This window comes from Bacteroidia bacterium, from assembly GCA_037045145.1.
GTDB lineage: Bacteria > Bacteroidota > Bacteroidia > AKYH767-A > OLB10 > OLB10.
The window spans coordinates 905,280-918,584 of the sequence record JBAOIA010000012.1 but is presented as its reverse complement, the minus strand read 5'-3'; the positions used below and the strand labels follow the sequence as shown (position 1 = coordinate 918,584).

The 13,305-nt window shown below is 36.3% G+C and carries 13 protein-coding genes; 4 read left to right on the top strand and 9 right to left on the bottom strand.

The window, feature by feature from the left end:
- The first annotated feature begins 67 nt into the window (after positions 1-67).
- Entirely contained in the window at positions 68-538 is a 471-nt protein-coding gene (locus V9G42_13350; protein ID MEI2760409.1) for a DUF4293 domain-containing protein, read from the top strand.
- Here the strand turns inward: V9G42_13350 and V9G42_13345 are convergent.
- The 3 genes from V9G42_13345 to V9G42_13335 are packed head-to-tail and all read right to left on the bottom strand — an operon-like array spanning position 530 to position 6,209.
- Positions 530-1,057 carry a metallophosphoesterase family protein gene (locus V9G42_13345; protein MEI2760408.1) on the bottom strand — a complete coding sequence of 176 codons (528 nt, stop codon included), beginning with the start codon at positions 1,055-1,057 and terminating at the stop codon, positions 530-532. The genes V9G42_13350 and V9G42_13345 overlap by 9 nt on opposite strands.
- Positions 1,054-2,184 carry a dTDP-4-amino-4,6-dideoxygalactose transaminase gene (rffA, locus tag V9G42_13340; GenBank protein MEI2760407.1) on the bottom strand — a complete coding sequence of 377 codons (1,131 nt, stop codon included), beginning with the start codon at positions 2,182-2,184 and terminating at the stop codon, positions 1,054-1,056. The genes V9G42_13345 and rffA overlap by 4 nt, the downstream gene beginning before the upstream one ends.
- 5 nt (positions 2,185-2,189) lie before the next feature.
- Positions 2,190-6,209: a PKD domain-containing protein gene (locus V9G42_13335; GenBank protein ID MEI2760406.1), complete on the bottom strand. Its 4,020-nt coding sequence runs from the start codon at positions 6,207-6,209 to the stop codon at positions 2,190-2,192.
- 51 nt (positions 6,210-6,260) lie between these two features.
- Here V9G42_13335 and rdgB point away from each other — a divergent pair, with 51 nt between their 5' ends.
- Positions 6,261-6,845: an RdgB/HAM1 family non-canonical purine NTP pyrophosphatase gene (gene rdgB, locus V9G42_13330; GenBank protein MEI2760405.1), complete on the top strand. Its 585-nt coding sequence runs from the start codon at positions 6,261-6,263 to the stop codon at positions 6,843-6,845.
- Here rdgB and V9G42_13325 read toward each other — a convergent pair.
- Positions 6,835-8,235, bottom strand: a complete 1,401-nt coding sequence (locus tag V9G42_13325) for an MBL fold metallo-hydrolase (GenBank protein ID MEI2760404.1) — start codon at positions 8,233-8,235, stop codon at positions 6,835-6,837. The genes rdgB and V9G42_13325 overlap by 11 nt on opposite strands.
- Positions 8,236-8,346: 111 nt before the next feature.
- On the opposite strand from V9G42_13325, the gene V9G42_13320 reads away from it, so the two are divergent.
- Positions 8,347-8,985: a DUF47 family protein gene (locus tag V9G42_13320; GenBank protein MEI2760403.1), complete on the top strand. Its 639-nt coding sequence runs from the start codon at positions 8,347-8,349 to the stop codon at positions 8,983-8,985.
- A 4-nt stretch (positions 8,986-8,989) separates the two neighbouring features.
- Positions 8,990-9,982 (top strand): inorganic phosphate transporter, encoded by a 993-nt coding sequence (locus V9G42_13315; GenBank protein ID MEI2760402.1) that lies wholly within the window; start codon positions 8,990-8,992, stop codon positions 9,980-9,982.
- A gap of 89 nt (positions 9,983-10,071) precedes the next feature.
- Here V9G42_13315 and V9G42_13310 read toward each other — a convergent pair whose 3' ends face one another.
- From V9G42_13310 to V9G42_13290, 5 genes are read right to left on the bottom strand one after another with little or no spacing between them, the layout of a single operon-like run.
- Positions 10,072-10,503 carry an Rrf2 family transcriptional regulator gene (locus V9G42_13310; protein MEI2760401.1) on the bottom strand — a complete coding sequence of 144 codons (432 nt, stop codon included), beginning with the start codon at positions 10,501-10,503 and terminating at the stop codon, positions 10,072-10,074.
- Between the two features lie 2 nt (positions 10,504-10,505).
- A complete protein-coding gene (locus tag V9G42_13305) occupies positions 10,506-10,829 on the bottom strand; it encodes a metal-sulfur cluster assembly factor (GenBank protein ID MEI2760400.1) in 324 nt (107 codons plus the stop codon).
- Positions 10,826-12,106 carry a cytochrome C oxidase subunit I gene (locus tag V9G42_13300; protein MEI2760399.1) on the bottom strand — a complete coding sequence of 427 codons (1,281 nt, stop codon included), beginning with the start codon at positions 12,104-12,106 and terminating at the stop codon, positions 10,826-10,828. The genes V9G42_13305 and V9G42_13300 overlap by 4 nt, the downstream gene beginning before the upstream one ends.
- Before the next feature lie 8 nt (positions 12,107-12,114).
- Entirely contained in the window at positions 12,115-12,921 is an 807-nt protein-coding gene (locus V9G42_13295; protein ID MEI2760398.1) for a DUF2249 domain-containing protein, read from the bottom strand.
- A 58-nt stretch (positions 12,922-12,979) separates the two neighbouring features.
- On the bottom strand, positions 12,980-13,303 hold the full coding sequence (locus V9G42_13290; GenBank protein MEI2760397.1) for a cupin domain-containing protein: 324 nt from the start codon (positions 13,301-13,303) through the stop codon (positions 12,980-12,982).
- Positions 13,304-13,305 lie beyond the last annotated feature (2 nt).

The following is a 13,305-nucleotide window of genomic DNA, read 5'->3' as shown; positions in this document are numbered from 1 at the left end:
AAAAGATTCTTTAAAAAGCATAATTTCACCACATAACCTATTTTTGACACATTAAAATTTCAGAAACATGATTCAAAGGATACAGTCAATCTATCTTCTTGCAGTAGCTGCTAGTATGGCCAGCTTGTTTTTCCTGCCTTTCAGCTCGGTAGAAACCGCTGAAAATGGTGTTGTTTCCATGCATGTTTTTGATGTTATGGGGCATAAAACTTTTCAGGACAATATTCAAACTCAAAATGCACCATTTTACCCTATTCTGATTCTGACTCCTGTTGTTATTGCTTTAAGTTTATTGAACTTGTTATTATATAAACACCGTTTAAAGCAAATCAGACTTTGCCAGTTGATAATGCTATTGATTGTAGTACTTGTGGTTTTGATTTTTCAACAATCAGAGACCAGAGCAACAGACGTTACACATGTAGTCTATCATATTGGAACCTATATTACAGTTGTTGCAATAGTTTGGGTTTTTCTTGCTTCAAAGGCCATTAAGAAGGACGAAGAATTAGTTCGTTCAGCTGACCGGTTACGCTAAGATATTTTTGTTTTCGAGAGAGCCTCTTTGCGCGAGCTCAATCACATCAAGCTCACCAATTTTATTTTTATCAACGGTAAACTTTACCATTGTGCGTACATGATGAAAACCATGAACACCAGCTGCCCCAGGGTTGATGTGCAGCAGCCCCGGAATTTTAGGGTCTGGCATAACTTTCAAAATATGTGAATGACCGGAAATAAAAAGAGAAGGTCTTTCCGTATAAATGGATTTCTTAATTTCAGATGCATAATTTCCGGGGTAACCGCCAATATGTGTCATCCAGACTTTAACGCCTTCGACTTGAAATTTCTGATGAAGCGGATGAACTTTCCTTACATCCTGCCCGTCAACATTTCCATAAACCCCCTTCAACGGTTTTATAGAAGCTAAAAAATCGCTGACTGCCATATTGCCAAAATCACCTGCATGCCATATTTCGTCCACATCTAACAAATATTTTACTATTGTCTGATCAATAAACCCATGTGTGTCTGAGAGCAGTGCAATTTTTTTCAAAGTGTTGTAAAAAAATCGGTTATTTTCTGACAAATGAATTCCACTTCATCATTCTTTAAATCATAAAACATAGGCAGACGTAATAGTTGATTGGTCAGCATATCCGAAACAGGCAATACACGCCCATCATGCTTAGTGGCATAGTATGCAGATGTATGTAAAGAAATGTAATGAAATACAGCACTGATATGATTCTTTTTAAGATGATCAATTAACTTACTTCTGGTTTCAAGATCGTTTAAAACAATAAAAAACATGTGTGCATTATTGGTAGCATAATCCGGAATTACAGGAAGCTTTAAAAAGCCTTTTGCTTCAAGTGGTTTCAGTAAGTTAAAATAACGATTCCAAATTTCTAGTCTTCTGGTTTGAATTTTATCTATTGATTCTAGTTGTGCCAACAACATGGCTGCAGTAACTTCGCTTGGCAAGAAAGATGAACCTACATCAACCCAACCGTACTTGTCCACTTCTCCTCTGAAAAACGCAGAACGGTTTGTGCCTTTCTCCCGGATTATTTCAGCGCGTTTTTCAAATCGCTCATCATTGATAACCAACATTCCGCCTTCACCGCTTATAATATTTTTTGTGTCATGAAATGAAAATGCAGACAAATGGCCTAAACTGCCCAATGGTTTTCCTTTATAAAAAGAATCAATTGCCTGTGCTGCATCTTCAACAACAAATAAGTTGTGCTTTGCTGCAATGGCATTAATACTATCCATGTCGCAGGCAACACCGGCATAATGAACAGGTACTATAGCCTTTGTGCGCAATGTAATTAATGATTCAATTTTATTTACGTCAATATTTGCTGTATCAGGATTGCTGTCTGCAAAAATTATTTTAGCACCTCGCAGCACAAAAGCATTTACTGTTGATACGAATGTGTATGATGGCACAATGACCTCATCACCTTCTTTTATATCAAGCAGAATAGCGCATGCTTCTAATGCATCAGTGCATGATGTGGTAAGCAAAACTTTTTTAAAGTTATATTTCTGTTGTAAAAACTGATGGCAGCGTTTTGTGAAATTCCCATCACCCGAAATTTTTCCTGAGGTAAATACTTCTTTTATGAAGTCTATTTCCTTGCCGGTAAGATGTGGTTTGTTAAATGGAATCATAATTTTTACTGTCTGATAAATTTTACTCTTTTATTTAATGATTCTGATGTAGCTCCAATAATGTAAACACCTTTACTCAGATAGGGGAGTCTAAAGCTCAAGTTTTTGAAACCGGCATCTGAAGCACCCTGATAAAGTGTGCTTAATTTTTTACCTGCTGCATCATAAAGTATTAAGGTTATTTCTGCACTTGCAGGTAAATTCAACTGAATAGATAATAAATCATCAATTGGATTAGGACTTACCGTCATACTTCCATTTTCCGGCATTAATGAAATGCATTTCTCGTTGTTATCCGGATTCAGATCATTGCTATTGTTTACATTTTTTATACGCACACAAATAAAGTCGGGCAAATCTGACGGATTGATGGCAATACTGGTATGTAAGTCATAATTTTTTTCTGTTGCATAAGGTATTGTTTCATTACCGTTTTCTATAAAAGAACCTTTTCCTTCAGGCTGTATCAATAAATCAAAATTGTTGACAGTTGTGTTTCCTACATTTGACAATAATGCAGATAATGAAAGATAATTGTCGTTAATGGTATAAGACAATGATTTTAACCAAAGGTCAACATAAGGAACAATAACATCAAAAGGTTTTAGCATTTGAGCGGTACAATTAAAAATACTTGAGGCAGTAAGTGTAATTACATAACTTCCGGTATCATTAAAAATATGCGTTGGATTCTCATTTAGGTTCAAGGGTGATCCATCGCCAAAATCCCATGAATAGGATGTTGCACCGGTGGTACTATTAATAATCTGAACATTATTGCCGGGAGCACCTGTTGGCGGCACAATACTGAATGCAATGACCGGTACAGGTTTCATATTCACTACTGAAACAACGGTGTCATTACAACCTCCGGCAGCGTAAGCTATTAGTGATACTGTGTAGTTGCCGGTACCGTTATAAATATTTTGAGGTGAATGTTGTGAAGAAGTATTGCCGTCACCAAAATACCAATGCCATCCGTTTATCTGTGCGCTAACACTATCTGTTTGGTTAATAAAATCAACAGGTGAATTCTGGCAGATTCCATTTGATATGAAAGCTGCATCAGGAGTAGGATATATGGTCAATGTGTCGTAAATTGTTTTTTGGCAACCGAATGAATCTGTCACAGCCATTGAAAACGGATAGGTTCCTGTGGAAGCATATAAGTGTGTGGCGTTAGGTGTAAAGGCATAAGTGTTGTCACCAAAATACCATGTCCATGCATAGGCAGATATATTTCCATTCGGATAATAATTAAATGCAGTTTGTTTTCCTTTACAAACACCGTTATGTGATATGGTAAAATCCGGTTGTGATCGCACAGTAAAATTAAATGATTTGCTATTGCTGCAACCATCTAATGTCGTCACAGTCAATGTTGCTGAAGCACTTCCTGCATTGTTAAATATAGCAAACGGATTGGGAAGATTGCTTGTGTTGCCATTGCTGAACTGCCATTGCCATTGTGAAATGCTGCCATTACTTATAATGCTGGTATCAAGAAAATATATTTCTGTATTGGCACAGCGTAGCGGTTGAACATAGAAGCCTGCAACAGGATTTTCAAAAATCTGAACAAACTGTGATGTGGTGTCCTGGCAACCGTTGTTTGATGTTACACGCAATAACGCATTATAACTTCCCGGAACTGCGTAAATGTGTGAGGGGTTTTGTGTCTGAGAAGAATCACCATCACCAAAATACCAGTTCCATAGCACAATGCTGGAACCACTGCTTACAGTTGATTGATCTGTAAAATTGGTTAAAACTCCCTGACAGCCGTTGCCTGTAACGAATGCTGCAGAAGGCCCTTCGAGAATTTGTATAGTTTGAGAGTAGGATGCAGCACAATCATTACCTGAAGAAACGGTTAGTTGCACTGTGTAATTGCCTGCATTATTATAAACGTGTGATGGATTTTGAAGAGAAGAAGTATCACCATCACCAAAATCCCATTGCCATGATGAAAGATTAAAACCAATTGTACTATCACTGAAAGCAATAGCATTGTATTGACAGTTACTTGTTGGAAAACCAAAGTTTACAGAGGGCGGTGTTGAAATGACTATATTCTGATTGAGTGTGTCGGAGCAACCTTGTGATGAATATGCAATTAATGTTGCCGGATAGCTTCCTGCTGTGGTAAAATAAATAACAGTATCTGTTTGCGTTGAAGTAATACCGCTGCCAAAGTCCCAAAAGTAGCTTAGTGCAGTGCTGTCACTAATTGTTGAAGTGTTTGTTAGGTTTACTGTGTCGCCAAGGCATGTTTGCAATGTCAGAAAAGCAGCATTTGGGGTTGCTTTTACCTGCACAGTATTGACTAAGGAATCAATACATCCCAAACTATCTGTTACTGTGAGTTGCACGTTGTAATTACCACCAGACTGAAATATATGATCAGGATTTTGCAGCTGACTGCTAAGGCTGCCATCACCAAAATTCCATACCCACGACTGTAAGCCTGCAGCCGATGAAGACTGGTCTGTTAATGTTGTTGCAGAATTGGCACACGATAAATTATAAGTGAAGTTTACAACCGGTAGTGCATGAATAGTTATCGGTATTACTGTATCTTTTTCACATCCAGCAGTGATGGTGAGTTTAACTTGATAGGTTCCTGGTGAGGTAAATGCATGTTGTGGATTTTGTTGTGTGGAGGTGGTTCCATCATCAAAATCCCACAGCCATCCTGTAACTGGTCCGGAGGGAGAAGAAGATTGATCTGTAAAAGAGATGCTGTCATTAGGGTTAAAACAAGTATTGCCTGAAAAACTAAACTGCGATGTGGGTCCGGTTATAACAAACACACTATCGAAGGCGATGGATTGATATCCATTTGAATCAGAAACGGTCAATGATAATTTATTCCACCCTGTATTGAAGAAACTGTAAACAGGATTTTGATCTTCACTGTATTTGGTATAACAACTATCGAAATAAAGCATGTCAACAAAGTTCAGGGTAGGAATGTCATTTACAATGAACCTTGTAATTGATGAATCAGTAATTGATTCGGCTTGGTTGGGGCCAAAATAAAAAGCAGGTGATGTATAAACGGTTGGTGTATTAGCGAAGTTATTATCGTTAAACTGCAACCATTTTAATTGTTTATTAGCTGAATCTGTAAAACAAACAAAATAGCTTTCAAATTCTTGTGTAATTGTAACAGATTTGTTGCCAATTGAGCCTGTGCCTGTAAAAACAGATAAGGTAGGGGCGTTGCCAAATCCATTGGCGAACGACAATTTAGTCAGATCGCCATTTTTTGAATCAGTAACAAAACCTACAGGTGGTGCACAAGTTGTTACAATGTCAATGTCTGATAATTTAATACTTCCGGAAATGTTAAAGTTATATAATTCTGTAGGCGTATTTGTCATTGTGTTGCCAAATGAAAGGCAGGAAACATTTCCGTTCCCTGTACTTGCTATAAAGGCATAATAATTTTGGTCAGCATGAACAATTTTAATATCTGCAGGGTTTGCTATTGAGTTAAATGATGGCAATGGAGTTAAAACAGGTGTTGACTGAATTCCACCCGGGAAAGTCATCAAATATAATGTGCTGGTAGGAGAGTAGGCGGCTAATCCATAAACATTGGTATCGCCTTCAACAATAAAGTCAAAGCAATTTAATTTTGTAAAACCACCATTAATTATTGGGCTGATTGCTTCATTTGAAAGATGGTTACCAATATAGCCTACCACAAAATTATTGCTTATGCTGTCCATGGTTATCAGATAATAGCCATTTCCTACTTTTAGCAAATCCATATCAGTCATTGTATTTAAGACATAGTTGCTATACCTGAAATATTTATAGGATGTTAAGCCATGAATTTCGCGTGGACAGAAATCCCATTGATAGGTTAATCCGTTTCCTGTAGAGGTATTTATCAGGGGTAGCGCAGTGCCGCTGCAAACAGTGTCAGGTAATGAGAATGAGGCAGTAGGGCATTGTGCTTGTGCATTTCTGCTTAAACTGAATAACAGTGATAAAGCAAAAAATATTTTCTGCATTTTAAGGTGGTTTTTAAAACAAAGTAAATGTATATATTTTTGACTTAAAAAATGAATGAGTTAATATTTTGTTCCAACAATAATCATAAATTGCAAGAGATACGTAAAATGCTGCCCTTCGGTTACATTTTTCATTCTCTTTCTGAGGCCGGAATTGAATCCGATATTGATGAAACCGGAACCACTTTTCAGGAAAATGCCTTTCTAAAAGCCAGTGCCGTTGCATTACTTACTAAGAAGAATTGTTTTGCTGATGACAGTGGCTTGTGTGTTACAGCATTAAATGATGCACCGGGAATCTATTCGGCACGCTATGCCGGTAAAAATGCCACCGATGCCGAAAATAGGAGGAAGTTGTTGGCGGATCTTTCAGGAATAAAGGACAGAAAGGCCTGTTTTGTTACCGTTATTTGCCTAATTTGTGGTGGTAAGGCAAATTATTTTGAAGGAAGAATCTATGGAAATATCACCCATACAGAACGTGGCAGTTCAGGATTTGGATATGATCCTGTTTTTATGCCTGATGGCTATAATCGAACCTTTGCAGAAATGACAGCTGACGAAAAAAATAAAATCAGTCACAGACAAATTGCATTAGGCAAAATGATTACCTTCTTGAGTAATCTTAAAGTTTAAAGGATTGTAATTCTTCCGGAATTTCAACATTTTTAAAACCAGCCTCAATTAATTTCTCTTTAAACTCTTTTTGAACTTCATATTCGCCATGTACCAAAAAAAGTTTTTTAACCGCAGAGGCATCCTGACAAGACAGATATTTTATCAACTCCAAATAATCGGCATGTGCACTGAAGGAAGAAATTACTTCAACATTGGCTTTCACAGGGTATTCATTACCAAAAATTTTAATGATTTTATCCCCTCGCATTAAATGCCCGCCAATTGACTCAGGTGTACAATAGCCAACAATAAGAATGGTGTTTCGGCTGTCATTAATGTTGTTCTTAATATGATGTTTTATCCTGCCGGCTTCAATCATTCCTGAAGCAGAAATAATGATACAAGGACCTTTCAGGTCATTAATTTTTTTAGACTCTTCAACTTTTCTAACATATTTGAGATTGCTGAATCCAAATGGGTCATCATCATAATGAAGGTAATTTACAAGGTCAGCATTAAAAAACTCACTGTGTTTGCGCATAATATTAGTTGCATCAATAGCAAGAGGGCTGTCAACAAAAACAGGTATTGATGGCAGTTTGTTTTCTGTCTTAAAACGGTCTAATGTGTAAATAATTTCCTGAGTACGGCCCAGGCTGAATGCCGGTATTATCAGTTTGCCTTTTTGATCAACACATGTTTTATTGACAATTTGTAATAATTTCTGTCGTGCATCTGTTGATTGGTCGTGGAGTTTGTTTCCATAGGTAGATTCACACAAAATGTAATCAGCCTGCGAAAAAGGGGCAGGGGCTTTTAAGATTAAGTCATTAAAACGACCTACATCACCACTAAAAGTTATTTGTTTTGTATTGCCTTTTTCTGTAATGAAAACATGTACACTCACGCTACCTAAAATATGGCCTGCATCGGTAAATTCAAAGGCAATTTCATCGTCAAAATGAAAACGTTTGTTGACAGCCACAGGTGCAAAAAGCTTCATGGCTTTTTCTACATCTTCAATTTCATAAATGGCTTCAAGTGCACTTTGTCCGTTCCTTTTTCGTCTTCTGTTGACATATTCAATATCTCCACTTTGAATATAGGCACTATCGGCAAGCATCACTTCACAAAGATCAATAGTAGCTTGTGTGGTAAAGATGGTTTTATTAAATCCTTGTTTTACAAGATTTGGAATATTACCGGAATGATCTATGTGGGCATGTGACAAAATCATCAGGTCAATTTGTTGAGGGTCAAAGTTAAAGCTGCGATTAAGCCTGTCATTATCTTTACCTCTGTTTTGAAAAAATCCGCAATCAAGTAATATTTTTTTGCCGGATGAAGTCTCTATCAGGTGCTTACTGCCTGTAACATTTCGGGCAGCACCATAAAAAGTTATATTCATAAGGATTCAAAAATAATGTATTTATTTGAATAACTTTTTATTAACATTACTTCGATTTTTGCTCAGTGTTTTTAGTTTTGCGGCATAATTCTTTTAAATAAACATCGGTTTATGTCATTTATTCAATATTTTATCCCTCAGGATAAAAAGTTTTTTCCACTTTTTGACCAGGCAGCATTAAACCTGCAGGAAGCCGGAAAAACCATGTGTCAGTTAGTTACCTCAACCGATGCCACTCAACGCAAACAATTAATTCGTGAAATAGAAAGACTTGAACACCGTGGAGATGAAATTACACATGAGATTTTTAAGGAACTGAGCCGAAATTTTATTACACCTTTTGATAGAGAAGACATTCACAGACTGGTGAGTGCTATAGATGATATACTTGATTATATTCATGGTTCATCAAAAAGAATAGATTTATATAAAGTGAAAGAATTTTCTTCAGACATGGTGAAACTTTCTGAGTTGCTTCAAACACAAACAGAAGAGCTAAGACGTGTTATTTATGAGCTGAAGAATAAAAAGAATATGCGCAATATCTCAGAGTCGCTGGTTCTGATTAACTCAATTGAAAATCATGCTGATGATATTTTTGATAATGCAGTAGCAAGGCTGTTTGAAACAGAAACTAATGCAGTTGAGATAATTAAGACCAAGGAAATTTTGTCAGCACTGGAAACGGCAACTGATATGTGCGAAGATGCTGCCAATGTCATAGATTCTATTATAGTTAAAATGGCTTGATGATATGACCCATGCACTTATTGCGATAATCATTCTTGCCTTAGTTTTCGATTTTATTAATGGGTTTCATGATGCTGCAAACTCCATAGCCACAGTTGTATCAACAAAAGTGTTAAGCCCGCTGACAGCAGTTATTTGGGCGGCTTCATTTAATTTTCTTGCTTATTGGATTTTTAAACTAAAAGTCGCAGACACCGTTGCCAAAACAGTAACACCCGACAGTGTAACCTTAATGGTAGTTGCATCGGGTCTTGTTGCTGCTATTATTTGGAATTTGCTTACCTGGTGGTGGGGAATTCCAAGCAGTTCATCGCATACACTTATTGGAGGTTTTGCAGGTGCAGGTATTGCAAATGCAGGAAGCTTTAGTGCGTTGCAGGTTGATAAAGTAATGCCAACGGTCTATTTTATCATTTTAGCTCCAATTCTTGGAATGATTGTGTCGTGGATAATTTCTGTTATTACAATTCATTTGTGCCGAAAATCAAATGTATCTCAGGTAGATAGGATTTTCAGAAAATTGCAATTGCTATCATCAGCGGCATATAGCCTTGGACATGGTGGCAACGATGCTCAAAAAGTAATTGGAATTGTTGGAGCTGCTATGCTCTCACATGGAATGATTTCGGATATTGACCACATACCTGAGTGGGTTCCTCTTTCTTGTTATACAGCTATTGCTTTAGGAACAATGTTTGGCGGATGGCGAATTGTAAAAACGATGGGACAACGGGTAACCAAGCTTACTCCCTTTGAAGGATTTAGTGCTGAAGCAGCAGGTGCATTTACATTGTTTTTTACACAACATTTTAAAATACCGGTAAGTACAACACATACCATTACAGGTTCTATTATTGGTGTTGGACTTACAAAAAGAATTTCTGCAGTTCGTTGGGGTGTTACACTTCAACTTGTTTGGGCATGGGTTCTTACCATTCCTGTTTCCGGGGCTTTGGCAGCTATTATTTTTATTATAGCACGTAAAGTCTTCAGTTAGTTTTTCATTTCACTTTTTCTGTTATGCCGAAAGCAATTTTTATATTAATAAAAGGCATCAATAACTTTTTACGTCAGGACATTAGTTTTTTATCCAACTAAATAGGAGAGTCCGCTATTGACATGTTGATATAAATCACAAACTCTTTTTTGTGTACACATACTTTTGAACATCTCACGCACCGGTTTAAAATCATTATGAAAAGGGCAAGGATGCGACTCTGAACATTTTGTTAAACCTAAGCCGCATTGTTTAAAAACATCTTTGCCGTCAATTGCCTCAACAATATTAATGACGGATTGGTTTCGTTGTTTTAGTGTAATATAAAAACCACCATTAGGACCTTTAACGCTATTTATGATATTGTTCTTTACCAGCTTTTGTAAAATTTTCCCAACGGTATGTTCGTTTTCATTGATGTGTTTAGAAATTTCTTTTATACCGCTTTTGTCTCCCGATTCATACTTCGAACCGAGAAAAATGACTGCTTTAATTGCGGCTTTACAACTTAAACTTAGCATAACTATCGTCCTAAAAATGTTCGACCTTCTTCCGAAATCATTTCCGGATTCCATGATGGATCAAAAGTCAGGTTCAAATCTATTGAATATTCCGGAAACACTTGTTGTACTGCATTTCTAGCATTTTCTGTTATGGATTCACCCATCGGACAAAATTCAGTTGTTAAGGTCATTGTACATGCTATTTTTTTTGCTTCCTCATCGAAATTAATTTCATATATCAATCCTAAGTCAACAACATTGAGTCCTATTTCAGGATCATCAACATGCTCAAGTGCTGCCAAAGCAACTGTACACTTTAAATTGTTATTTGTTTTTACATTCATATTTGCCGGGGTTTATGTGTAACTACTTTTAAAACATTAAACACGTATAGTGAGGCTGCAGTAAGTATGAGAACAGCACCACATTGAATTAATAACAGTTGAATCATTAAACTACCTGTTACAAATAAAAGTAATCCTGCAATATAGGACATACTCATAACTTTAAAAGCTGTGTTACTAAATAAATCTTTTGGGTTAGGAGTTTTTCCGATTCCGGAGCGTTTATGATAAACCTTATTCCACACAATAAATGGTAGTGTTTTAAAGGTCATTCCCAAAATAATTGCAGTTATCCATCCAAAGAAAATTAAAAATCCATAACTCAAAGACAATGCAATATTTTCCTGCGCGTATAAGGTGGCAGTAACAATAGCAATAAGCAACAATATTAATGGAATTATTATCAGCATTACAGCAAGTAATGAAACCTTCATGGGCTCATCAACCTGTTTTCTTATACGATGTTTGAAAGCCGAATAGCAATAAAAAATGAAGAGTGCAATTCCTGCAAAAAGCATTAGCCAGGGCAATAAAATAACTTCTGTAATTTTAATAAAATAGAAAATCAGGATATAAGATATTAGCGCCCCGTTTATGAGTACAAAAATCCACTTCAGCAGTTTTGTGCTGGTATATTTTGAAATCAAGAACATGGGAATCAGTCTTGAGCCTACACCTATTATCAACATCAGAAACCAGCCAATTACACCTGCATGCACATGAAGTGGAAGGTAGTGTAAAGAATCATGCGGAAACATATTGAAAGTAAAGTTATATACTAAGGCAAGTCCTAAAGCACCTGTAAGAAACAACCACAATACCGAGGTAAAAACAAATAAAGCGTGTATGTTTTCTTTCTTGCTATGCGACATGCTTACCCCAAGATTAATTAAATATGCAATGATTGACAATAAGATGAATCTGCCACCCCATTTGGCAGGATTGTGCATGTTGAATGCATAAAATCCATAGACTAGTAATGGAATACCAATTCCGGCAAAAACAAATGAAGCATATGCTAATTTATCACTGTAAAGTTTTCCTTCAATCAGTACAGGTACAAGTTGATGACTAGCACCTAGAATAATCATTGTTCCCCAACCCAATGCCATCAGGTGTGTGATGGCTAAAATGTGAGGCTGAAAGTAATGATCTGTAAAAGCAGAAGAAGACGTTAAAAGTAGTATGGCAGAAATTAAAAAAGCAAATGCGGCATAAATATAAAAGGGCAACACTACTTTATAGGAGGTTGTTTTTATAGAATCAGTAATGATCATACTTTAATTCATAACATCTTAAAAATAAGCAGGTGCACTTCACCATCAGAAATTTCTTTTATTCGATAATCGAATTTTTTTTCAGCTAATTCGGGTAGCAAAAATACAGGAATACGTTTATGATAAACATATAATGCATAATCAGATGGTAGTTTTTCTAATGAATCAAGAATGGTTAACATTGGAAGTGGCATCTCCAAAGCACGAACATCAATAGTTTGAAGTTTGTTGCTGTAATGTTGTATCATTTCATCCCATCCACCAGAAGCGTTAATAGCAGGATTTATTTCGCCCTTGTTGTCTGACTTTTTGTAGAAGTATGTTTCTATGAGGTCATCACTAATGGTGTCTGTATAAGTTATAAAACCTTTTTTCTCTAACATGTTGATGAGTGGAGTAGGCTCAAAAGTGTTAATGATTTTTAAGCATTTTCCCGCTTCCAGACTGTTGACTTTTTCAAGAATCAGGTTTAATGGATCACTGCCTGTAGCTAAAACAGGTCTTACATCAAGTGAAACAATATTCTCCTTTTTTAATGAATTAAAAACCTCAGGCATTTTACTGACCGGTTTCTCAATTGCTTGAATTGTGCTGTCAATCTCAAAACCTAAAGGTTGCAGCTTTACAAAAAAGTCATTTACACTACATCCACCAATTTTTGATGCCATTGCCAAACTTGTACGACCTGCCATAATTTTTCTTAACAACGGATTACGTAGTTTTTCAAACTTAGGACTGATACTTACAATAGCATCAAGTGCATCGGCATTGTGTTTTAGTATAGTAGCAATTTTTGTATTGGCATTTATAGTCATCGAAGAACATTTAATAACAGTACATAATTATAGTAAGATATTGGTTTGATTCACTGTTTTAAACCGTTATAGCACCAATCAGTAATGTACATTCTAAAGGTGTATTATTTTGTATGGCATGCTTTTTCGCTGATGGGAAAATAAAAAATTCACCCGGCTGACCTGAATAATGAGTGCCTTCGATAAAAAACTCCGGATTGCCTTCTAAAACAAATGCATATTCTGTTTTGTCCGGATGTATATGTTCCGGATACTTTGCATGTGGATCAATTTTTACTAACTTAACTGTACCATTGTTGAGATTCAGTAAATCTTTGCCGTAAAAACCACTCACTCTTCCTGATGTCCATGTTTGAAGTGCAGGGTTTATAGTATTTTCCATTG